Annotated in this window: 22 protein-coding genes; 9 read left to right on the forward strand and 13 right to left on the reverse strand. The window is 63.8% G+C overall.

Annotated elements, in window-relative coordinates:
- Both HV675_RS07225 and HV675_RS07230 read right to left on the reverse strand, forming a co-directional pair.
- Positions 1-690: an HD domain-containing protein gene (locus tag HV675_RS07225; protein WP_175110194.1), complete on the reverse strand. Its 690-nt coding sequence runs from the start codon at positions 688-690 to the stop codon at positions 1-3.
- Positions 691-1,502: 812 nt separating this feature from the next.
- A complete protein-coding gene (locus HV675_RS07230; RefSeq protein WP_175110195.1) occupies positions 1,503-1,865 on the reverse strand; it encodes a DUF2917 domain-containing protein in 363 nt (120 codons plus the stop codon).
- Between the two features lie 383 nt (positions 1,866-2,248).
- Between HV675_RS07230 and HV675_RS07235 the strand changes: the two genes are divergently transcribed.
- Complete coding sequence (locus HV675_RS07235; protein WP_377700748.1) at positions 2,249-3,136, forward strand: hypothetical protein; 888 nt, start codon at positions 2,249-2,251, stop codon at positions 3,134-3,136.
- 77 nt (positions 3,137-3,213) lie between these two features.
- On the opposite strand, the gene HV675_RS07240 is transcribed toward HV675_RS07235, so the two are convergent.
- The 4 genes from HV675_RS07240 to HV675_RS07255 form a co-directional block, all read right to left on the reverse strand.
- A complete protein-coding gene (locus tag HV675_RS07240) occupies positions 3,214-3,498 on the reverse strand; it encodes a hypothetical protein (protein ID WP_175110196.1) in 285 nt (94 codons plus the stop codon).
- Between the two features lie 317 nt (positions 3,499-3,815).
- A complete protein-coding gene (locus HV675_RS07245) occupies positions 3,816-3,968 on the reverse strand; it encodes a hypothetical protein (RefSeq protein ID WP_175110197.1) in 153 nt (50 codons plus the stop codon).
- A gap of 153 nt (positions 3,969-4,121) precedes the next feature.
- Complete coding sequence (locus tag HV675_RS07250; RefSeq protein WP_377700747.1) at positions 4,122-4,502, reverse strand: response regulator transcription factor; 381 nt, start codon at positions 4,500-4,502, stop codon at positions 4,122-4,124.
- 511 nt (positions 4,503-5,013) lie between these two features.
- Entirely contained in the window at positions 5,014-6,012 is a 999-nt protein-coding gene (locus tag HV675_RS07255) for an AraC family transcriptional regulator (protein ID WP_175110199.1), read from the reverse strand.
- A gap of 285 nt (positions 6,013-6,297) precedes the next feature.
- Here HV675_RS07255 and HV675_RS07260 point away from each other — a divergent pair, with 285 nt between their 5' ends.
- On the forward strand, positions 6,298-6,567 hold the full coding sequence (locus HV675_RS07260; protein ID WP_175110200.1) for a hypothetical protein: 270 nt from the start codon (positions 6,298-6,300) through the stop codon (positions 6,565-6,567).
- Positions 6,568-6,689: 122 nt separating this feature from the next.
- Here the strand turns inward: HV675_RS07260 and hpnR are convergent, their stop codons facing one another.
- Both hpnR and HV675_RS07270 read right to left on the reverse strand, forming a co-directional pair.
- Positions 6,690-8,237: a hopanoid C-3 methylase HpnR gene (hpnR, locus tag HV675_RS07265; protein WP_175110201.1), complete on the reverse strand. Its 1,548-nt coding sequence runs from the start codon at positions 8,235-8,237 to the stop codon at positions 6,690-6,692.
- 547 nt (positions 8,238-8,784) lie between these two features.
- Positions 8,785-9,045, reverse strand: coding sequence for a DUF1488 family protein (locus HV675_RS07270; RefSeq protein ID WP_175110202.1), 261 nt, complete (start codon positions 9,043-9,045; stop codon positions 8,785-8,787).
- A gap of 273 nt (positions 9,046-9,318) precedes the next feature.
- Between HV675_RS07270 and hmuQ the strand changes: the two genes are divergently transcribed.
- Positions 9,319-9,633, forward strand: a complete 315-nt coding sequence (gene hmuQ, locus HV675_RS07275; protein ID WP_175110203.1) for a heme-degrading protein HmuQ — start codon at positions 9,319-9,321, stop codon at positions 9,631-9,633.
- 13 nt (positions 9,634-9,646) lie between these two features.
- Here hmuQ and HV675_RS07280 read toward each other — a convergent pair whose 3' ends face one another.
- The gene (locus HV675_RS07280) at positions 9,647-10,660 is read right to left on the reverse strand and encodes a LysR family transcriptional regulator (protein ID WP_175110204.1); all 1,014 of its coding nucleotides are present in this window, start codon (positions 10,658-10,660) and stop codon (positions 9,647-9,649) included.
- Between the two features lie 239 nt (positions 10,661-10,899).
- Between HV675_RS07280 and HV675_RS07285 the strand changes: the two genes are divergently transcribed.
- Together HV675_RS07285 and HV675_RS07290 are read left to right on the forward strand one after the other, a co-directional pair.
- On the forward strand, positions 10,900-11,856 hold the full coding sequence (locus HV675_RS07285; RefSeq protein ID WP_175110205.1) for a cupin domain-containing protein: 957 nt from the start codon (positions 10,900-10,902) through the stop codon (positions 11,854-11,856).
- A gap of 284 nt (positions 11,857-12,140) precedes the next feature.
- Positions 12,141-13,190, forward strand: coding sequence for a hypothetical protein (locus HV675_RS07290; RefSeq protein ID WP_246270132.1), 1,050 nt, complete (start codon positions 12,141-12,143; stop codon positions 13,188-13,190).
- A 136-nt stretch (positions 13,191-13,326) separates the two neighbouring features.
- Here the strand turns inward: HV675_RS07290 and HV675_RS07295 are convergent, their stop codons facing one another.
- On the reverse strand, positions 13,327-13,848 hold the full coding sequence (locus HV675_RS07295; protein WP_175110206.1) for a DUF6622 family protein: 522 nt from the start codon (positions 13,846-13,848) through the stop codon (positions 13,327-13,329).
- A 393-nt stretch (positions 13,849-14,241) separates the two neighbouring features.
- Here HV675_RS07295 and HV675_RS07300 point away from each other — a divergent pair, with 393 nt between their 5' ends.
- The 3 genes from HV675_RS07300 to moaA all read left to right on the forward strand — a co-directional run bounded on the left by HV675_RS07300 (position 14,242) and on the right by moaA (position 17,465).
- Positions 14,242-14,574, forward strand: coding sequence for an ArsR/SmtB family transcription factor (locus tag HV675_RS07300; protein WP_175110275.1), 333 nt, complete (start codon positions 14,242-14,244; stop codon positions 14,572-14,574).
- A 217-nt stretch (positions 14,575-14,791) separates the two neighbouring features.
- Entirely contained in the window at positions 14,792-16,048 is a 1,257-nt protein-coding gene (locus tag HV675_RS07305) for an SAM-dependent methyltransferase (protein WP_175110207.1), read from the forward strand.
- A 367-nt stretch (positions 16,049-16,415) separates the two neighbouring features.
- Entirely contained in the window at positions 16,416-17,465 is a 1,050-nt protein-coding gene (gene moaA / locus HV675_RS07310; RefSeq protein ID WP_175110276.1) for a GTP 3',8-cyclase MoaA, read from the forward strand.
- Positions 17,466-17,502: 37 nt separating this feature from the next.
- Here moaA and HV675_RS07315 read toward each other — a convergent pair whose 3' ends face one another.
- Both HV675_RS07315 and HV675_RS07320 read right to left on the reverse strand, forming a co-directional pair.
- Complete coding sequence (locus HV675_RS07315) at positions 17,503-17,820, reverse strand: helix-turn-helix domain-containing protein (RefSeq protein ID WP_246270133.1); 318 nt, start codon at positions 17,818-17,820, stop codon at positions 17,503-17,505.
- A 66-nt stretch (positions 17,821-17,886) separates the two neighbouring features.
- Positions 17,887-19,311, reverse strand: coding sequence for an aminotransferase-like domain-containing protein (locus HV675_RS07320; protein ID WP_175110208.1), 1,425 nt, complete (start codon positions 19,309-19,311; stop codon positions 17,887-17,889).
- 301 nt (positions 19,312-19,612) lie between these two features.
- Here HV675_RS07320 and HV675_RS07325 point away from each other — a divergent pair, with 301 nt between their 5' ends.
- A complete protein-coding gene (locus HV675_RS07325) occupies positions 19,613-21,919 on the forward strand; it encodes an FdhF/YdeP family oxidoreductase (protein WP_425496131.1) in 2,307 nt (768 codons plus the stop codon).
- Positions 21,920-22,123: 204 nt separating this feature from the next.
- On the opposite strand, the gene HV675_RS07330 is transcribed toward HV675_RS07325, so the two are convergent.
- Positions 22,124-23,008, reverse strand: coding sequence for a LysR family transcriptional regulator (locus HV675_RS07330; protein ID WP_175110210.1), 885 nt, complete (start codon positions 23,006-23,008; stop codon positions 22,124-22,126).
- Positions 23,009-23,145 lie beyond the last annotated feature (137 nt).

A 23,145-nucleotide genomic window follows, 5' to 3' on the forward strand; every position in this document is an offset into this window, starting at 1 on the left:
TCAGCCATGCTTGTGCGATGGGTCATCGCAGTGCGCGCAGCCGTGCGCATCATCCACCCACGCATTGCCGAGGATGATGCTGCAGAAGTTCACGCGCCGGAACGACGGATCCTTCAACGCGAGCACGTCGTCGTTGACCGTGCCGAACGTCGATTCCGGGCGATGCTTCATGCCTTCGTTGAAGGCGTCGATAATCTGTTCCTTGAAATTCATCGCGCGCGGATGGGCGGCTACCACCTGACGCCGCTGCTCTTCGCTGAACTCGTTGTACGCAAAGCCGAGCACGTCCATCTCGACGCCGGCCGTCACCAGTTGCACAACCGGCTTCTTGAACGGAGGAATGCCCGGCGTCGTATGCAGCGCGATCGCATCCCAGACCATTTCGACATCCGTTTCGGCGATACCATGCGAACGCAGGAACGAGGCCGCGGCGTTTGCGCCGTTCACTTCGAAACGATCCTGCGAAGTGCGGTATGCCTGCGTGAGACCGATGTCATGGAACATGCCGCCGATATAAAGCAACTCAGGGTCGTACTTCAGCTTCCTGCGCTCGCCGGTCAGCGCGCCGAACAGGAAGACCCGCCTCGAGTGGTGAAACAGCAGATCGGATTCGGTGTCGCGAATCAGTTCGGTCGCTTCCCGCGCCAGCTTGCTGTCGGGAATCTTGATGCCGGCGATGACGTTGTTCATTGCGTTGCTCCTAAGGTTGGATGGCCTCCGGTCCGCTGCCCGCACTCTGTGAAGCGGGCGGCTTACCCTGTCTGGACTACGCAACAAGTGTCGTTTACCGCCATGATTCACTCAACGGGATCGATCCATCGAACCATGCCAATCGCACCGCAAGTTCTGCCACATGGCTGTTTTCGGGGGCCGGCCTTCCGGGTAACGGCGAACCGGGGGCCCGCCGGCGGGCCGATCATCCGGCGGCACCGCAGAGCCACCGCACTCCATGCAGCAAGCTGACCGTTGCGCGCGCAACGTCCCCGAGTATTGAGCCGATAAACGCTATCAATGCGTTACGACGTCAGCGTGACAATCCCGTGGCCGGCCGTCGGGGGCCGGCAAATCCGCGAGGCCCCAGCATGATGAAGCGCGATGCCTGCCGCCTTCTGCGATTTTGCACAATGCCTATCCGAAACGCACGATTGACTGTCACAGGTCGGCACGTGCGAAGGCGATAGGCCTACGCATACGCAGACTATCGGAACAGTCAACGAGGAGCGCGACGTGCGCCTCGCCGGCACGGACCGAAGTGGAACGCCTGGTGGAAGCGTTCGCAGACGTTGCTAATTGACTGTGTGGAAGGTGGCGAGTCGGTCGGCGTCACGCTGCCGCTGCCGCGTAAACGGACGCTCGCGTTCCGGCGCGGCGTCACGCAAAGCGTGACGCGCGGCGAATGCACATTGTGGGTCGTGTGAAACGATGGATGCGGTGTGCATCCCCAGCCGATGGCCGGAAAGAGACGCATGTTCGCATGACGGCCATCGGTCAGCCGTTGCCGGTCACAAATGTCGCAGCGACGGTCGCGGCCGGCAACGGAAGATCGACACCAGCCGGTCGAGCCAGCGATCGGTCGTCGCCAGTGCGCCGAAGTAGTCGCTCGTCACCGAAATTTCCGCGGTGCAACCGGCGTCGGTGCTGATGCGGATGCGTTCGCGTTCCGGCAAGCGAAGCACGCCACCCGGTTCGAGCCAGTAGTCGTAGTCGCAATCGGGGCGCGTCAGCCAGACGCGCTCGCTCAGCGTGCGCACTTCGGAACCTGGGGCGCAATCCCAGTAGAACACTTCGCCCGGTTCAACTGCGAAGTGATAGGTGATTTTCGGAAGTCGCACATTCGAATGGATGTGCTGCACCAAGTTTTGCATTCTGCCTCCTTTTCCGGCCCGTCCGGGACCAATGGGTACCCGGTACGCCCGAGTCGACTTACGCCGTTCGGTTCGATCGAATGGCGGCAACGTCACACGTCATCAACAGAACACCTGGCTCGGTACGACTATTCCCACTCCTGAGCATTTCCGCTGCCGGACCGGTGAGCCCACGACGTGTTTGCGATTGAACAGCTTTTACCGGTATTACATCCGTGTGACGTAAATGGATGGCGTATGCTTTATTCTGGTGCATCGCATGAGTCGTTCTTCGCGACGCACGACGCGGCATTACATACCGTCTTTGGAGGAGGCTTGATCAAATGGATCTATTCGCGCAGCGGATAACCATGCGCATATCGTCCGGGCACGCAAGCAGAAGGATGCGAGCGCTCACCGCAAGGTTCATGCTCGTGCTCGCCTGCGTCATACCCATTAAGCCGTCATTCGGCGCGGACACCGAGGCCGCGCTTCGCGACACATACCAGAGCCTCGCGCCACAGCTTGCCAACAACCCGTTTCATCGTCCGCTTCATCTCGATTCGACCGAAGCGCCGGACGCACTGAAGGGAGACATCTATGCGGTGGTCGACTATCCGTTCGCCACAGTCAACGGCGCGCTGAACGATCCGGCCAAAGGCCCCGAAAACTGGTGCGACGTGCTGATCCTGCATCTGAACATCAAGTATTGCCACGCGACGACGACCGGCAATGGTAGCGGCGGCAGCACGCTCAACGTGAATCTGGGAAAAAAGGTCGAGGAGAAACTCTCTTCCACGTTTCGCGTGACGTTCGACTATCGCATGGACGTCGCGCGCGCCGATTACTTCCGGGTCGACCTGAGTGCGGACAAAGGCCCGATGAGCACGAAGGACTATCACATCGTGCTGGAAGCGGTCGCGATCGACAGCACGCACACCTTCATTCACCTGACCTATTCGTATGGTTACGGCACCGCCGGACGGCTCGCGATGAAAACCTATCTGGCCACGATCGGCAGCGACAAGGTGGGCTTCTCGAAGTCAGCCGACAGCGGCGGCTATATCGGCGGCGTACGCGGGCTGGTCGAGCGCAACACGATGCGCTACTACCTCGCGATCGACGCCTATCTCGCGTCGTTATCGCTGCCGGCCGGCCAACGCCTCGACGCCCGGCTGAACCGCTGGTTCGACGCAACCGAAGCGTACCCGCGCCAGTTGCATGAAGTGGAGAAGGACGACTACATCCAGATGAAGCACCACGAGTATCAACGCCAGCAAACAGCGCAGTAGCGGCGCGCAGAAACGCGGGCGTCGGGACTCATTCGAGCCGTGCGCGCCTTGCGGCGCGACCGCGAGTCCAATGCCGCTCAGCCTCCGCCGAAATACACATTGCAGAAGCTGATTGGGCCCACGCAATTGCTCGCGTTGTTGCCGTGACTGTACCAGGGCCAGCCATGTCGATACGTGCCGCTCGCCGTCATCCCCGTCATGCCGGGCCCCTCTCCGGAAGCATTGCCGGGCGCGCTCATTCCGGCGCTGGCGGGTTGTGCGCTCGACGGCTGCGCGTTGGTCGACTGGGCTGATGCGCTCGTGACAACACCGGTCAGTGCGAGCGCGGCCACCGACGTCGTGATCAGGAAAAGCTTTCGCATCACTTCCTCCTTCGATGCAGGACGTGACAGGTCCGACAGACCGCACCCGTCACTTCAGAACTTAGTCAAAAAAGCGCGCCCGCCAGTTCACATTCGCTACGCTATTTCAAATCCGCACGACCTTACGCGCCGACTGACGTTATCCAGACATGCGCGGGCCCGTCGCGTTCGGTGTCTGAAAACAGCGCTGACGTTGAATGTCGATCGCCGCTCGTCGCCGCGACTGCCCATTCCGCGTACGCGATGCACAACGTGGCTGGTCATCGCGGACATCAGCGTACTGATGGAACTTTCGGCCGGTTCATCTGGATTCCTTTTTATGACTCGCTGATATCGGCATATTCATCCGTATTCTTTCGGCAAACGGTGCGCACGACTGCATCTAAGAAGCGGATGACACCACCGCGAGCAATAAAGAAAACCAGCGGCAACAGCATTGCGCCGCGACGCGCGCGAATCGGGCCGCTCATCCGAGCTTCCAGCTTGTCGTGCCGGAAGATATGACGCGTCGTCATATCGGTTAACCCCGCCGGAGCCCGATTATTCCGCTGCGCATGCGCCAGAAAATTCGCTCACACTCACGCATCCACGCGCGGCGCCCAGGCACGCATCGACAACGACGCTTATCGAGTCTCGCCGGAGCCGAGAATCGACTGCAGGCAGCGCGTGAATTCCGCCGCGTCGATCGGCTTGTGAAGAAAGTAGCGCGCGCCATTCTCGCTAGCGCGGCGTCGTGTCGCATCGGAAGGAAACGCAGTCACGAAAATGATGGGCAAGCGCATGCCGTTTGCGATCAGTTGTGCCTGCATCTCGAGACCGGTCATACCGGGCATCTGGATATCGCAGACCACGCATGCTGTGCTGACGCACGCGTTCGAGCGCAGAAACGCGTCAGCGGACGCATAGACCTGCGCGGACCAGCCCAATGATCGAATCAGGCTGGCTGTAGCAAGCCGAACCGATTCGTCATCGTCGACGATCGAAACAAAGGGAGCCGTGACCAAGCTGCACATCCTTCCCGAGGATTGACAAAGCGGGCCTGACGTCGCGCCCCCTTGAAACAGCGGATTCAATCTATCCGCAAGGGCTTTTAGCGTAAATCATATGTAAGTATGAAGCCGTTGACGCATCGGTTATAGCCGACGCATCGGCTTACGTATACGCATCGTCCGCGCGCTGCTCAATGCGATTTCAGCGTATATCGATGCGAATGATTTCGAGTTGCAGCGAGCGACGTGCACTGAACGCGACACGTGCAGGGAATAAACGAAGCGCTGTCCGGTTAACGCATGGACAGGCTGTGCTCAAACAACGCGGTTGAATTTCGCCACGGCAGGTGATGGCACGGCAACGCCGGCAGCGGCAAGAGTGCGCGCTGCCTTTGATCGGACAGTCTCCCAGGGACCGGCCGTGGTCCCCTTTGCGCTGCTCGCTGACTACTGCGAGCAGCGCATTTTTTTGCATGCGCCGACGCGTCGATGGTGGAGTCTGCGTGAGACGTGCGCACGGCCGACGCTACAGCGCGTTATGAAAACCATCCGCCTTAGCGCGGGTCTTGCGCCAGCCCGCCGGCGGCATACCGAACTCCCGTTTGAACGCGCGATTGAACGCTGCCTCCGATTCGTAACCGACCTGCTCGGCGACCGCGGCGAGCGTCTTGCTGCCGGACGCGAGTTCCTGCGCGGCCATTCTCAGGCGCCAGCTCGCGAGATATTGCATCGGCGGCTGGCCAAGCAGATCGGTAAAGCGTTGCGCCAAAGCGGAGCGCGACAGGCCGACCTTGCGTGCGAGTTCGTCGACGGTCCAGCCATATGCGGGCTGTGCATGCAGGCTCGCCAGCGCGCGGCCGACGAAGCGGTCGCGCACCCCCGCAAGCCACCCCGTGCGATCCGCCGGCAACGCATCGATGCAGCGGCGCACCGCTTCGACGAACAGCAGTTCGGAGAGCCGCGCGAGTACCGTCGCACTGCCTGCCCGCCACTGCGCGGCTTCGGCCGTCGCGAATTCGAGCGATGCCTCGAGCCACGCGGAGCGCGGATCGTTGCGCATATCGATCTTGAAGATGCGCGGCAACGCCGACAACACCGGATTATTCGACGTTTCGTCGCAGGCGAGAAAACCGCACAGCAGCCGCGTGCTTTCGCCCCCGCCGCCGAGCGACAGGCGCAGCACGTCACCCGGCGACGACTGCAACTGACTCTCCAGCAACGGCGCGGCAGGCAGGGGCGTGAGATCGGGCGCGCTGCCCATCACGTGTGCTTCGCCTTGCGGCACGACCAGCAATTCGCCGGCTTCGACGCGTATCGCCGAGGCGGGGTCGCCCGGCAATTGCGCCCAGCAATGCCCCTCTGTGATCAGATGATACGAGACCACGCGTTCGACGCGCGGCAGGAAACTCGCGCACAACGTCGCGTCCGGCTCACCGCTCATGCACCACGGCGCGGTGAATTCGCCGTTCAGATAGAGCGCGCCGGACAGGCGCACGAAGCGCAGCACGTCGGATACGGCATCCATGTTCAGTGAATCCTGCGAACCTGCGTGAGGTCGAGTTCTGGCGTTTCGCGCAAAAAATGTGGAGGCCAGATCATTCATCGGTAAGGTCTTTGTCAAGATACTACTTCCACGTACAGCTGCAACAGCATGCATCCGACGCAAACGACGATGCACGCGGAAACGGTCATCCGTGATTTGAAGTTGAACGATCAACACGTACGTTTTTTCACGTCCCGGAGGGGTTGATCGGCATCAGGCGGCGCAGCACTCCGACATTCGACCGTTCGACTCTTCAGGAGCACTATCATGACTCGCAGCCGTTTCACCACCATCGCCCGCTCGATCGCCTGCGTATTCGCATTGCGCGCGCTCTGCGCGCCTGTCTTCGCAAGCGGCTACGGCCCTTCGCCCCACTATCAGCCGAATGACGGCGCACCGGTATCGCAGCGCGGCATCAGCACGCAGACGCTATCCGCCGAACAGAAGTCCGGCCGCTCAATGAATGAAACGGACACTGCGGATGCCGCGCAGCACGATGTCGCAAAGCCGATGATCACGGTAAACGAAAGACGCTAGCCGTCGCCGTAAGCGCCGTACCCGACGATCCATTCGATACGGCGCGCGCATCGCCCAAAGCACGAAGGGCCGGCATGCATCGGCACGCCGGCCCTTCGACGCCACGGCGGCTACGGCCTGCGTCAGCCCGCGCCCATGCGCGTCTGATCGACGAACTGCTCGGTCGCGTCGTCGATCTTGCGGCCCTTGCGGCCGACCGGGCCGTGGATATAAAGCGTCTTCGCACTGGTGCGCGTTTCGGTGGACGAGGTCTCGGGCGGCGGCGTCATCTGATAGCGCACTTCGCGCGCGTGATCGGCAAGCTGCAGGCGCGGATCGAACACGGAATTGAAACGCCACAGCATCCGCACGAAATTCGTCTGGCCGCGCAACAGCAGTTGACACGCTTCGCTCGCCGCACCACGCAACGCGGCCCAGCCGAGATGCTTGCGATTGAGCACCTGTTGCGTATTGACCAGTTCCCGGTAGAACTCCGGCAGTGGCAAGCGGGTCGGCAGCACCGCGTGCTGGATGTCGTACAGACGATAGTCGAGGCTCGTCAGCCGCCGTTGCTCGCGCAACCAGATCTCGGTGCCCGGATAAGGCGTGTTGACACTGATGTTCACAATTTCAGGAATATCGAGGCACCATTGCCGCACCGCTTCGAAACGGTCGTGATCCCAGTCGGGGTCCGCGATCAGGTTGATCGCGACCGTGATGCCGAGCGAGCGCGCGAACTCGAGCGCTTCGAAATTCTTGTCGATATCGATGCGCTTGCGAAACGCTTCGAGGCCTGCCGTGTCGATCGCTTCCATGCCGATAAACATGTATTGCAAGCCGAGCGTGCGCCAATACTGAAAGACCTCCTTGTTGCGCAACAGAACGTCGCCGCGCGTCTCCAGGTAATACTTCTTGCGAATCCCGCGGCGTTCGATCGCCTCGCCGATCGCCATACCGTGGTCCGCATGCACGAACGCGACATCGTCGACGATAAACACGCCCGGTTCGCGAAGCGACGCGAGTTCGTCCGCGATCACCTCGGGGCTGCGCGAACGATACGTGCGCCCGTAGAAGGTCCACGCGCTGCAGAATGTGCAATCCCACGGGCAGCCCCGCGCAAATTCGATCGACGCGCAAGGATCGAGCACGCCGATAAAGTACTTGCGGCGATGCCTGAGCAGATCGCGCGCAGGACGGATGTGATCGAGCGATTCGACAAGGCCCGGCGGCGGTCCCGAGCCGTCGCGCGTCACGACGCCCGGCACGCGCAGCAGGTCGCCGCGCTGTTGCAGCGTGTCGAGCAGCAATGCGACCGACGCCTCGCCTTCGCCTTTGAGCACGCAGTCGATCGCGCCTTCGGCATGGCGCAGCATATCGGCCGCGACAAACGACACGCTATGGCCGCCGACAAACACGAAGCAGCCTGGCCGCTTCTGCTTGATCGCTTTCGCGAGGTCGACAATTTCAGGAATATTCGCGAGATAGTTGCCGGAGAAACAGACCACATCCGGCTGCCAGTCGCGTATGCGGCGATGGAGATCGCGATGCGTCTCGACTTGCAGGTCGAGCAGGCACACGTCATGGCCCGCTTCGCGGATCACCGCCGCCACGGTTTCGAGACCCAGAGGCTCCAGGCGCAGGAACACACGGGTGTACATCAAGCCACTGGGGTGAACCGCAAGCACTTTCATGCAATCTCCTCGCGGCCGCGATGGCACGCCAAGCGCGGCAATGGTCAACTGCCGCCGGTTACGATGAAGTTTCCTGCGCGCATCGTCCGCTACCGGTCATGCAAGGGCAGCGGACATGCTGCGAAGTTGGCGCCCCCGCTCAACTCTCCTCCTTCAAGGCGATTCTACTGTCGAAGCGGACAACTCTGCGCTCGAGCATGCGCGAGCCCAGACCGGCAACACCGGCAGCCGCTTGTGCACGCCGCATGGCCGGCTTTGCCGTCCCATGCTGTGTTGCGCGCTGCCCGCCTGCCGACGGCCTGCATCGCGGCTTTCCCCGCATGTTTCCACGCATTCGTTTGCCGCCCACACAAGGTCAGCGAGCTCGACGTCACACGCCAGACCGACGTCGCACATCAAAGCCGCACACCGACGCGGCGGCAACAGGCATACGCCGCCACCCGCCAGACATGGCCCGGCGTCTCTACGTCAATGAATGGTCGGACTCGCACAACGCGTATTTGTTCTTCAAAAGGCGCTGAAGCGGGCGCCGTCGAGCATGGCGCGGCTAATCGAGGTCGCGCGTTTCCAGTTCGACCGACTGGCCGCCATTGCGCTCGAGCACGCGCTGCGCGGCCGCTTCGATGCGCGGCCGGTTCGCTTCGAATGACTGGATCAACTCGTGGGAAGAGGTGCCCGTGTTGCCGAAATGATCGTTCAATGCATCCATCGATACGCTGCACCAGACTTCTTTTCCGCGGATCTTCGCTTCGAATGCGACACGCGACGCCGCCACGACATGGCGCCGGCCGGTAAATTCGATCGTCATTTTGCTTGTCCTCGTGTGCTGCAACCGTTGCACGATGAATCAGTCGCGCAGCAAGGATCGCTCCTGGATGCCAGCGATCGTGCGACAGCGCGGGACCGGGCGTGGCGCCCTGCGTCATCGGACAGCGTATGCCGTTCGCTGATGACACACAATAGCCGCTCTATAATCGGACACTGGTGTTGAACCGTGTTGCCGAACTCATCCGCGGGCCGCGCCGGCATACGGGCATGGGCGCCCTTTCATGCCATTGCGCACCGCATAGGATCGCTACCCATGTATATCGCAATGAATCGCTTCAAGGTCGCCCTCGGTTCCGAGGCCGCGTTCGAGCAGGTCTGGAAAAGTCGCGACTCGCGTTTGCAGCAAGTGCCGGGCTTTGTCGAATTTCACCTGTTACGGGGCCCGCAGAAGGAGGATCACGTGCTTTACGCGAGCCATACTATTTGGGCAACCCAGCAGGCGTTCGTCGACTGGACGCAGTCCGACGCGTTTCGTGCGGCGCACCGCGATGCCGGCACCAACCGGCCGCTCTATCTGGGCCACCCGGAATTCGAAGGGTTCGAGGTCATCCAGACCATCGAGCGGTAAGCGCGCGGCGCGCTCAGGCCTGCCAGTAAGACTCGTCAGCGAAGAGCGCCGCATAGAAGTCGAGGAATGCACGCACTTTCGACGAAACGGTCTTCTTCGGCGGATACACCGCCCAGATCGCGGGCTCGCCATGGGACGTCTGCGCGTCCCAGTCCGGCAGCAGTTGCACGAGCCGCCCTTGCCGCAATGCGTCAGCCGCGCTCCATGTGGGCAGTAGCGCGATACCGCAACCGGCAATCGCGAGTTCGAGCAGCGCGTCGGTATCGTTCGCGCGAATCCGGCCTCTCAGTTGCACCGCCACTTCGTTCTGCCGTGCGTGACGTCGCGTGCTCCGCCGTAAGCCCTGCGAGTGCGCCGAGTCTGGCTGCCCCGGCCGGCTCGATGCCGTACGCGCCGGCGCCGCCTCGCCGCTGCGCTTTACCAGTATCCACTTGTCGTCCGGTGCGAGCGAAAAGCGCAATGCCGTATGCGCGGGCAGGTCGGCCGGCGCGGCAGGCACACCATGCTGCTTCGTATAAGCCGGACTCGCGCAGATAATGCGTCGATGCCCGGCCAGCCGGCGCGCGACCAGTTGCGAATCGGGCAGCGCGCCGATGCGGATCGCCAGATCGATGCGCGCTTCGATGATATTCAACGGTTCATCGGTGATCACCGCATCGATGTCGATATGCGGATAACGCTTGATGAATCCGGGCAAGTGCGGAATTACATGCCGGCGCCCGAACGACGCCGGCATCGTCACGCGCAGCACGCCCTGCGGCGAGGCATTCAGCGATGACGCCGACTGCCGCGCTTCATCGAGGCTGTGCACCGCGGTCAATGCGTGCGTGCGAAACACGTAGCCGCCTTCGGTCAGCACGAGCCCGCGTGTCGAGCGGTTGAAAAGCGCGATGCCGAGATCGGCTTCGAGTTCGTTGATATGCCGCGACACCGTCGACGTCTTGACCTCCATCCGCATCGCGGCCTTGCTGAAGCTGCCGAGTTCCGCCGCATGAAGAAACGCGCGCACCGCAGCGAAATAGTCCATGGTGATGAGCAGGTGGTCGAAAAGGTGAATGACGCGAGGCCGAAATGCCGCTGCGAGACCCGCATGGGCTCGAACCGGTGAGCGCACCGCTGCGTGCACGGCGTTGCAACGGAACATAACGTTGCAGCGCGCAATTGGCTAGCCCTTTTTTGCAAAGCAGATTCGCGCTTGCGGCCGTTCAACGCAACGCCGGCCCGTCCTACAGTGACGTCAACGCAGTCACTTAACGGAGGGCAATCATGCTGGACCAAACCGATGCTGCAACCCTGGCAATGAACGATGCGCTCGGCGCCGACGCGCAATACTTCGAGTACACGTCTTCGGCGAATCCGATCGGCGCGAAGCTGATCTCACGCGTGCCTTATCGCACATTTCACGCGTCGCTGTACGACAGCGGCCCGACGCGCATCGTGCCGCTCGATCTTTCCGCGGAACTCGGCTGCGCGGCGCCCGCGACCGGCCCCGCACTTGCCGCGCACTTCGTGCGTATCGTCGCGGGCGAGCAGACCGAATTCGCACCCAATGCGACATCGCTGCTGTTCTATGCGATCGACGGGTCGGGCATCGCATCGCAGGGCGACATACGCTTCGCGTTTGCCAAGGGCGACTTCTTTACGATGCCGGGCGGCGCGCCCGTGCGGGTTACTGCCGATTCCGCGGCTGATTCGACCACGCGCCTCTACTACGTGAACGACGCGCCGCTGCTCGCGTATCTGGGCGTGAGCGCGAGCGTCGCACGCTTTACACCGACGCTGTACCCGGCGGCGCGCGCCGAGGAAGCGCTGCGCAAGGTATCGGGCGCGCCCGGTGCGAGCCAACGCAATCGCGTGAGCATCCTGCTGGGCAATGCGCGCTTTCCGCAAACGCGCACGGTCACGCATTCGCTGTGGGCGATGTTCGGCGTCGTCGCGCCGAACACGATGCAAAAGCCGCATCGCCATCAGTCGATTGCGCTCGACTTCATCTCCGCTTGCCAACCCGGCTGCTATACGCTGGTGGGCACCGAGCTCGACGAGCACGGACAGATCGTGAAGCCGCAGCGCGTCGACTGGGAGCCCGGCATGGCGTTCGTCACGCCGCCCGGCTACTGGCATGCGCACTTCAACGAGTCGGGTGAAAACGGCTATGTGATCCCGATTCAGGACGCCGGCTTGCAGACTTATCTGCGCTCGCTCGACATCCGTTTTGCGCACTGATCCGCACGCGCTTTTGTGCCCCGCCGGCGGGTCGCTCGGCTCGCGGCAGAGCGGCAGCGCACGCGCCGACGCGCCGCGCGCAGCGCCCCGGCGAACGCGTGCGATTGCTCATACGATCGCACGCGAGCCCTGCCCCGCAAGCCTTTGCCGCTCATGAAACAGCTCGACATAGTTTTCTAACAGACTTCGCGAGGCCGCCCTTCTATAGTTCGATCCGTCGCCACGCAATGCAGTACGAAGCATTGCGAAGTGGCCCGAACCGCCCGAACCTCGAAGGACTTGCCGTGAACACCCAATCGAACGTCGCTCCCATCGGCCGCGTGACGCCGGCCTCCACCGCACCGGCCGCGCGCTCGCGCAACACGGTGCGCCGCCTCGCCATCACTGCCGCGGCGGCCGTGCTCACGCTCGGCAGCGCATCGGCGTGGGCCGGCTGGGCGCACGGCGGCACCGCATACACGTCGCACGGCACGTACAGCGGCGGGCACTACACGTCGTGCGGCGGCAACAGCTGCTCGCATGCGGGCGGCGCGGTCGGGCCGTACGGCGGCGTCGGCACCAACAGCGGCACGGTCACGCGCACCGCGCCGGGTCAATTCTCGAACTCGGGCACCGCGGTCGGCCCTTATGGCAACTCGGTCCAGCACGCCGGCAACACCAGTTGCGCGGGCGGCAGCTGTTCGCACACCGGCTCGATGACCGGCTCCAACGGCAATACCGCGACCACGTCGGGTAGCGTGACGCGCACGGCGCCGGGCCAGTATTCGTCGTCGGGTACGATCACCGGGTCGAACGGCAACACGGTCAACCATTCGGCGTCGACTAATTGCGCGGGCAATGCGTGCTACCGGTCGGGCACGGCCACCGGCAACGACGGCGGCACGGTCACGCATTCGGGCAGCGCGACGCGCGTGTCGAGCGGCACGGTGGTCACGACCGGCAGCGTCACCGGCACGCACGGCACAACCGTCACGACGAGCGGCTCGGTGACGACGGTAGGCGCGACGGTCGCGGTCGGCGCCGCGCCGGTGGTGGTTGCGCCGCCGCCGGCCGTCTACGTGCCGCCGCCCGCGCCGGCCGTCGTGGTCGCTGCGCCGCCCCCGCCGCCGGCAGTGGTGGTGACCGCGCCTGTCGCGTACGTGCCGCCGCCGCCGAAGACGGTCTATGTCGCGCCGGCGCCTGCAAAGACGGTCTACGTTGCTCCGCCGCCGCCGAAAGCCGTGGTGTACGTCGCGCCGGCCCCCGTTGTGTATGTCGCACCGAAGCCGCGGCCCGCGGTCTGGGTGCCGGGACATTGGGTCGGGCGCGTGTGGATTCCGGCGCACTGGGTTTGAGCGGCACGCCCGGCTCACCTGAACCTGAAGGTTTGCGAGGCGACGCTCGAAAACCTGAAAGCCAAAGAGGCGCGGGCCGGAACCGGATCACACCGGTTCCGGCCCGCGCCATTTCGTCCTGATAGCGGGAAGCGATCTACAGATTCTCATTGACCGGCAACCCCGGCTGCACACGAAAGCGCATCCAGTAGATCAAAAAACGTCCGGCGAAAATACCCGCGACGATGCCCGATACGAGCGCGTCGAGCACCACATAGCCCGAGTCGGCCGGCACCGGCGCCGACGTCGCAAGCTCGACGCCGAGCCAGAACTTCGATGCGAACGTCACGAGAATCAGAATGAGCGACACAGCCGAGCCCGGCAGCGTGACGGTCTTCTGCGAGCGGTCGACAGTGAAGCGGCTCTTACGCGCGATGAACGCGCCCGCGAGCAGCCCGACGGCTACGCCGAACACCCATGCGCACGCCGCCTGCCAGCCCGCGGCCGGCTCTGTCGCGAGGTGCACGATGCCCCAGACCGCGAACACCACCGGCACGATTGCAAGCTTGCCGAGCGGCGCGGTCCCGCCGTTGAGCGCCTTGACGCCGCGCGACAGTAGAAACACCAGCAGAATCCACACCCATACCGGTGTGCCGCGCACGATCTGTTCAAAGGTCATGGTCGTCTCCGACAAGCGTCCAGACAGCGTCACGCGAATATTCACCCGCGGCTGACGGCGAGGCAAGGCCGCGCCGAACAAAAATGCTTCGCCGCGTATGCCATGCCTTCGCATGAACCGCGTCGCAACAGAAGTTGGACGCTCTCGTGCAGGAAATCGTGCAGCCCCAGATACGCGGATTCGCTGCACCGCACCCTATCATCAGCACGGCGATCGATCTTTTTCTCAAGGAGTCCGCATGTATTTCCCGTGCCACGCCACCGTCGCCATCCCCGAAGCAACGCGCTTCGCGCGCAGCAACCAGTGGATACGTCCACAAGCCCGCCGCTCATCCATGGGTTTCCCCACTACAATCGACCTTGGCACGTAACCGAACGGTTGCCTATCACCGACATGGACGACGACGCCGTTTTCCGCGCCCTTGCCGACGCGAGCCGCCGCCTGCTACTCGACCGGCTGCATGAACGCAACGGCCAGACGCTGGTGCAACTCTGCGCAGGGCTCGATATGACACGCCAGGCGGTTGCGAAACACCTGGCGTTGCTCGAATACGCGAACCTCATATCAACCCGGCGCCAGGGCCGCGAAAAGCTGCATTTCCTGAACGTGGCGCCGATCAACGAGATCGCCGAGCGCTGGATCGGCAAGTTCGAGCGTCCGCAATTGCCGGTGCCGTCCGAACTGAAGCACGCACTCGAGCACCCGGACGGCGAACCCACCGAATGACGCCCGCAAGCGCCGTGCAATGCGACGCCGGGCGGACTACGCTGAAAAGCAGCAGGTTCGTGAATTTCATATCTATCCGCTGACGGGGAATCGAACCGTCCGACGAACGCCGCACTGTGTTCTGCTGCTCAGCACTGTTTTGTGCCTGCCTCGCGCGGGCCGCCGACGCTACGCTAGCGTGCGTCGCAAACAGAATCATCGAACGGAGACAGCACGAATGCGCAGCAGCCTGCCGGACGCAACAGCGGTCGACCGCTGGGCCGAACGCGCGCGCGGCACGCTGAACCTGCCCGCGGTACTGCATCTATGGAGCGGCAACGCCTACCCGCTCGGCACGCACCGCACGCCGCCGCGTATCGACATTCGCGCCCTTGATGCATCGGCGCTGCCGCTGCTGTTCAACGGCAGCCTCGATGCATTATGCGAAGCGTATGTGAAACAGCGCATCGACGTGCGCGGCGTACTGCCCGATATCGTCGACGTCGCGCTGCAGCTGGCGCAACTGGGCGCGCCGCAGCCGCACGACACCGCGCACGCGGCGCGATCGCGCCGCGCTTCGGAGCCGTCCGCGTCTGCGCGGCCGTCCCTGCCTGCGCATTCGCGCCCGCCCTCGCTCGAAGCGGACCGCGAACTCGAACTGCTGCGTTACCGCTACGATCTGTCGAACGATTTCTACCGGCTGTGGCTCGACGACAATCTCATCTACGCGCCCGCCCATTTCGAACAGCCCGGCACCCCGCTCGAACTCGCACAAACCGACGCACTCGACCGCATGCTCGACCAGCTCGGTCTGCAGCCGCAACATACGCTGCTCGATATCGGCTGCGGCTGGGGCGCGCTCGTGATCCGCGCGGCGCAACGCACCGGCGCACGCTGTCTCGGCATCACGCAATCGGAGTCGCAGTACCAGCTCGCGACCGAACGCGTGCGCGCGGCAGGCCTGTCCGATCGCATCGAAATCCGCCTGACCGACTATCGCGCGCTGGCTGGACGCTACGACCGTATCGCGGCCGTCGGCCTCGACGCGCCGACCGCCCCGCGTGCGCTGACGCGGCGTCTCGCGCAGCTTGCCGGTCTGCTTGCCGACGACGGCATCCTGCTCACGCAGGTGATCACGTCGGCCCGCGCCGCGACGGATCGCGCCGCGTTGCCGGGCATCGCCGCCGCGGGCCGCTACGTGTTCCTGTCCGCGCAACTTCCGCCCATATCGTTCGCGTTGCGTGTGCTGCAACGCAGCAGCCTGCAGGCGCTCGATGTCGAGGATCTGCGGCGCCACTATGCGCAGACGCTGCAATGCTGGCTGCAACGCTTCGAGCAGAACGCCGCGCTGATCCGCGACGCGATCGGCGAGACCAAATTCCGCATCTGGCGCGTGCATCTGGCGGGACGCGCATACGCATTGACGGCCGGGCACACCGCGCTGCACCAGATCGTCGCGCGCAAGGCCGGACGAGCCGCCGCGCAAAGACGGTAAGCGTGTGCGGGACGCGCAGCGCAACACCGCGCAGATGCCGAAATGACCGCACGCTCGCACGTCCGCACACCCGGCTAACTGTGCTCTATGGAAGGCGTCCGCTCTGTACGCGCGCAGCACACCTCAACCGCCCTATTCTGACGATAAGGCGCATCTGCGCGGCGCAGCCGACCGTCGCCGCACCTACGCCAGTCGCACCGACCGGGCCAATCACGGCCAGGCCGCGCGCGCCGCGCCCCGAGGATCTGCGTTGAGCACAGTCTGTTTTCCGGAAGCTGAAGCCGAGCCGTCCACGCGATGGACCGACGCGCTGCTGCGTGCGCCGTCCACGCGCACCTCCGCAGCCGGGTCCGCCCCCGGACTCGCGATGTCGAACACGCAGGAAGACTGCGTCGACGCGCTGGGCCGTCCGTTGAAAGACCTGCGGCTCTCGGTCATCGACCAGTGCAACTTCCGCTGCACATACTGCATGCCGAAGGACGTATTCACGAAGGACTATCGCTTTCTGAGCGCATCGGAGCGCCTGTCGTTCGACGAGTTGACGACGCTCGCGGGCGCGTTCGTGCGCCTCGGCGTCGACAAGATCCGGCTGACCGGCGGCGAGCCGCTGCTGCGCAAGGACCTCGAACGCCTGATCGAGCGCCTCGCCGTGATGAAAACGCGCAGCGACAGGCCGGTCGAACTCGCGCTCACGACCAACGGCTCGCTGCTCGCCGCCAAGGCCCGCGCGCTGAAAGCGGCCGGCCTGCAGCGCGTGACAGTCAGTCTCGACAGCCTCGACGACGACGTATTCCGGCGCATGAACGGCGCCGACTTTCCGGTTTCGCGCGTGCTCGAAGGCATCGAAGCCGCGTGCGCGGCGGGGCTCGGGCCGGTCAAGGTGAACACCGTTGTCGAGCGCGGCGTCAACGATCATCAGATCGTGCCGCTCGCGCGCTATTTCCGTCACAGCGGCGTGACGGTGCGCTTCATCGAGTTTATGGACGTCGGCGGCGCCGCTTCGTGGACGCAGCGCGGCGTGTTCACCTCCACCGATGCGCGGCGCGCGCTCGAACAGGTGTTTGCGTTGCGCGCCGGCACGCAACACAAGCTGAGCGATACCGCACAGGTCTATCGATACGCGGACGGCGCGGGCGAAGTCGGCTTTATCTCGAGCGTGTCGCAGCCGTTTTGCGGCGACTGCACGCGGGCGCGCGTCAGTGCGGACGGCAAGCTGTTCCTGTGCCTCTTCGCGACCGATTCGTTCGACTTGCGCCGGCTCGTGAAAAGCGGCTGCAGCGCCGACGATCTCGCCGGCGAAATTCGCGCCGTCTGGACGCGCCGCGGCGACCGCTATTCGGAACTGCGCGAAGAAACACGCGCCGCCGAAGGGAAAAAGCGCTACCCGACCGTGCGTATGTCACTAGTCGGCGGTTAGTGCACCACGGCGCCGCGCGCCGGTCGCGTTGCGCGCATCACGAACCGCTAAACAGATCGGCACACACCTGCACACCCTGTTCGGTCAGCGCTGCCGTACCGGTCCCATCCGGCCGCAACTCGACATCGACGAGGCCGCCCGCCGTCAATTCGGTCAACAGGCGTCGCAGCGTGCTCATCGGCAGTTGCACGCGCTTGCTGAGCTTCGCAAGCGACCACGGTTTATCCGGCGCTTCATTGCGCGCTTCCCATAACTCGCCGAGCACCGCAACCAGCTGCACTTGCGGATCGCTCATATCCAGCGCGCCGTTGTGCGATTGCGGATCGTCTTGCGGGTTGTCTCCGTTCGAAGTCATCTGTGCCTCGCTTTTATAGGTTGACTGCGTTTCGCGCGACAGCCTGCACGTGACACGTGCAAGCGCTCACGCCGCTGATCGCATGCACGACGCGACCAGCTTGCCGAGCGTAATCACCGCCTGTTCGATTCGCTCGTTCCACGGGTAGCTGTAGTTGAGCCGGATAAAATTGCGGTAGCTCGGTGTTGTCGAAAACATATACCCGGGCCCGACCGTAATGCCGTTTTCGAGCGCGAGCTGATAAAGCCGCATCGAGTCGACCTCGGCCGGCATCTCGACCCACAGCACGTAGCCGCCCACCGGCTCCGACATCTTCGTGCCTTCGGGAAAGAAACGCTTGACCATCGCCTTCATCAGACTGGCCTGCTGCGCGTACGCTTTGCGCAGCTTGCGCAGATGATGGTCATAACTGTCATTCTTCAGATACTCGGCAATCGCGAGCTGCGGAATGGACGGCGTGGTCAGCGTATTGAGGAACTTGAGCTTTTCGACCTGCTCGCGGTAGCGCCCGGTAATCGCCCAGCCGATCCGGTACATCGCGGACAGGCTCTTCGAAAACGACGCGCAATGCAGCACGAGGCCTTTCTCGTCGTAAGACTTGAGCGCGGTCGGATGAGAGCCGCCGTAGTAGAGCTCGTGATACACGTCGTTTTCGATGGCCGGGACATCGTAGCGCGCGAGCAGTTCGACGAGTTCGCGCTTCTTGTCGTCGGGCATCTGGAAACCGAGCGGATTCTGGAAATTCGGCATCACCATGCATGCGCCGATCCGCTGCGTTTTCAGTATGTCGGCCAGCGCGCCGAGATCGATGCCTTCGCGCGGATGCGTCGCCACCTCGATCGCGCGCATGCCCATCCGTTCGATCGCGTGCAGCATCGCATAGAAGGTCGGCGATTCGACCGCGATCACATCGCCGGGCTTCGCGACCGCCTGCAGACACAGATTGATCGCTTCGGTCGCACCGACCGTAATCACGATCTCGTTCGGATCGATCGACAGGCCGTTCTCGAGATAGCGCTTCGCGATCTGCCCGATCAGCGGCCGGGCGCCTGGCGGCAACTCCTCCGAGCCGTGCCACAGACCCGGACGCCGCGCGATCGCATTCGCGTACTGATTGATGCGCTGATACGGAAACGCGGACGGGTCCGGATACGGCGAGCCGAGCGGCACCGCTTCGTCGCTGCGGATCGAACGCAGCGTCGACAGCACGAGGCGGCTCACGTCCACTGACGCGGAAATCGCAAGCGGCTTCGACGGCGCAAGCCCGGCAGCAACGATCGGCCCATGCGGACGCACGATATAGCCGGATTGCGGGCGGCTTTCAATCACGCCGCGACTTTCGAGCAGCGCATACGCGCGCAACACGGTGGTAATGCTCAGGCGATGATGCTGGCTCGTGCGGCGTACCGAAGGAATCTTCTCGCCGGGCCGATAGACGCCCTGCGTGACGAGCGCCTCGATGTCGTCGGCCAGCTTCTCATAGAGTTTCAACGCCCTTTCTCCCCGGTGGCGGACGCGCCCCGTGCGCCGCCAGAGGCGCCGTTCGAGGCAATGAGCCGCATTGTGCCATCGCTTGCGCCTCGTCTGCTCGCGCTGTGCCCTTTTCGAGTGCAGCAACACTCGACTGTGCTCTTTGCTGATCGCCGGTTGTGTGTCTGCCCGGGCCGCTTGCGTCGCCCTACCATCGCCTTCATGGACCGCAATGCGTGGCGCCGTGCATCCAAACGGCACGGCACCCGGCAACGCCAGCCGGCGCGGCGGTTGCAAGCACATGCTTTCCGGAGTGAACGTCGTGGAAGAACTGAAGCAGGAAGGTCGCATCGAGCCTTACAAGCACGCAGCCGCGGGCTGGGGTGCGCTCAAGTACGTTGCGTTGAACCTGATCAAGGAAAAGGTCGCCGGCACCAACTACAAGACGCTGTTCCGCCAGAACCAGCCTGATGGATTCGATTGTCCGGGCTGCGCGTGGCCCGACCGCGAGAAGGCGTCCACCTTCGAGTTCTGTGAAAACGGCGTCAAAGCCGTGGCCGCGGAAGCCACCGGCAAGCGCGTGACGCCGGCGTTCTTCGCGGCGCACACGGTCGCCGAGTTGATGGAACAAAGCGACTACGAACTCGAACAGCACGGCCGCATCACCGACCCGATGGTCTACGACCCGGTCACCGACAAATACAAGCCGATCGGCTGGGACGACGCGTATCAGTTGATCGCGCGCCACCTGAACGCGCTCGACGACCCGCATCAGGCCGCGTTCTACACGTCGGGCCGCGCGAGCAACGAAGCGGCGTTTCTGTATCAGCTGTTCGTGCGGATGTACGGCACCAACAACTTCCCCGACTGCTCCAACATGTGCCACGAAGCGACGAGCCGCGGCTTGCCCGGCACGGTCGGCGTCGGCAAGGGCACCGTGCTGCTCGACGACTTCGAGCATGCGGACACGATCCTCGTGTTCGGCCAGAACCCCGCGACGAACCACCCGCGCATGCTCGGCGAACTGCGCGAATGCGCGAAGCGCGGCGCGACCATCGTCTCGATCAATCCGCTGCGCGAGCGCGGCCTCGAACGCTTCACGAGCCCGCAGCATCCGCTCGAAATGCTGGTCGGCGGCAGCACGAAAATCGCGTCGACGTTTATCCGGCCGACACTCGGCGGCGACTTCGCGTTGCTCAAGGGCGTCGCGAAACGCCTCGTCGAAATGGACGATGCGGCGCAGGCGGCCGGCGCCGAACGCGTGCTCGACGTCGAGTTCCTCGACGCGCATACGTCGAACTTCCCCGCGTTTGCCGACGACCTGCGCGCCGAATCGTGGGACCTGCTGATCGAGGAATCGGGCGTGCCGTTCGCCGAAATCGATGCGCTCACGCAGATCTACGCGAAGGGCCGCCGCGTCATCTCGTGCTGGGGCATGGGCCTCACGCAGCACAAGAACTCGGTCGCGACGATCCACATGCTGTCCAACGTGATGATGATGCGCGGCAATATCGGCCGCGAAGGCGCGGGCCTGTGCCCGGTGCGCGGCCATTCGAACGTGCAGGGCAACCGCACGGTCGGCATCGAGGACAAGCCGACCCAGGCGTTCCTCGATCGGCTCGGCAAGGCGTTCGACTTCGAACCGCCGCGCGAACACGGCCTCGATGTGGTCGAGACGATTGCCGAAATGCTCGAAGGCAAGGTGAAGGTGCTGATCGGCCTCGGCGGCAACTTCTCGATCGCGACGCCCGATACGCCGCGCACGTGGGAAGCGCTGCGCATGTGCGAGCTGTCGGTGCATATCACGACCAAGCTGAACCGCAGCCACCTCGTGCGCGGCAAGGAAGCGCTGATCCTGCCGACGCTCGGCCGCACCGAAATCGACGTGCAGGGCGGCCATGCGCAAGGCGTGACCGTCGAAGATTCGATGTCGATGGTGCACGTGTCGTACGGCATGAATATTCCGGCATCGAAAAACCTGCAGTCGGAAATCGCGATCGTCGCCGGCATCGCGCACGCGACGCTCGGCAGCAAGAAAGTGCCGTGGCTCGGGTACGCGGAAGACTACGCGCGGATTCGCGACGCGATCGAAAAGAGTATCGACGGGTTCGACGGCTACAACGAGCGCATCAAGCAACCCGGCGGCTTCCGGCTGCGTATCGCGTCGAGCGAGCGGATCTGGCTCACGCCGACCGGCAAGGCGCAGTTCATCGTGCACCCGGTCGAGCGCGACACGCCGATCAAGCGCGCGCAGGCGCTGCATGGCCAGCGCGTGATGACGCTGATGACGACGCGCTCGCACGACCAGTACAACACGACGATCTACGCGCTGGACGACCGCTATCGCGGCGTGTACGGCCAGCGGCGCGTGGTGTTCGTCAATGCGGAAGACCTGAAGATGCTGGGTCTCGCGGCAGGCGAATGGGTCGATATGGAAACCGTGTGGGAGGATGGCGTCGAGCGCCGCGCCGACCGCTTCCTGCTGGTCGAATACGACATTCCGCGCGGCTGCATCGGCGCGTATTACCCTGAAACCAATCCGCTCGTGCCGCTGCACAGCGTCGGCGACATCAGCAATACGCCGACGTCGAAGTCGGTGCCGGTGCTGCTGCATCGGCGCGCGGCGTAGGTTCCCCGCTGCGACATCGAGGTTGCGAGCGAAGTGACCGGGCTGTTCGGCAAACTGCCGAACAGCTTGCCGCTCGACGCGCTGACGCGCGACTTCGAACGCTCGCTGCTCGATCCATGCGGCGAGACGACATCGGCGCCGTGGAGCGCCGGCCGTGGGCTATCGATTGACGTCGCGCCACCCCGGTGCGATTGCGCAGCGAGCTCACCCCGACCGCGCGGGCGTCCGCACAATCTGATCGATCAGGCTTTTGACCGCCGGCGCACGCTCGAACCGGCGAAACACGGCCGCCACTTCGGACAGAATCGGCTCGCCCGCAATCTCCTTGAACACGACGTTCGGCACATCCACCGCCCTCGATAGCACATTCGGCACGATGCCGACGCCCGCGCCCAGCGACACTTCGGTCAGCACCGCCAGCAAGCCGCCCGGCGCGCCGCCGATGGCCGGACTGAAGCGTCCGCGCCGCGCCAGTTCGAGCGTGCCCTCGCGCTGCTCCGGCATCACGAAGGTTTCGCCGGCGAACGCTTTCGATCTGATCGGCGACTGCGCCTGCGCAAGCAGATGCTCGGCCGGCAGCGCCGCGCAAAAGCGGTCGTGCAGCAATACGTGCGTGCGCAACGAATGGGTCAACTCGATCGGCAAGCGTACAAACGCGATATCGACACGGCCGTCTTCGAGCAGTTGCGGCAACTCGACCATCGGAAACTCGCGCGCATCGATCAACACGTGCGGCCGCGCCTCGCGAAACGTGCGCACCTGATATTGCAGCACACCGCTGAACGCCGCTGAGCCGACAAAGCCCAGATTCACGCGGCCGAGTTCGCCGCGGCCCGCGCGGCGGCCGATGTTCAGTGCCCGCTCGAACTGCTCGAGCGCCGCGCGCGCTTCGACCAGAAACGCCTCGCCAGCCTGCGTCAATGCAACGGAGCGCCTCGTGCGGGTAAAGAGCTGGGTATCGAGCGTGCGTTCGATCTGCTGGATCTGCACCGTGAGCGTGGGTGCCGCAATGCCCAGCCATTCCGCGGCCTGGCCGAAATGCAATTGCTCGGCGACCGCGACAAAATAACGTAAGTGTCTTAGTTCCACGGCGCTTCCATGCTCATTCTATTAGGTAGAAACTAATTATATTGGCAAACGCCGATAATGAAACAAATGGCCGACACTGGTTCAATGATGACCTGTGCACCGCCGTTTCCAGCCGCTTCGCGTGACCGTACAGGCAT

Origin of the sequence: Paraburkholderia solisilvae (genome assembly GCF_902859875.1) — a bacterium.
GTDB lineage: Bacteria > Pseudomonadota > Gammaproteobacteria > Burkholderiales > Burkholderiaceae > Paraburkholderia > Paraburkholderia solisilvae.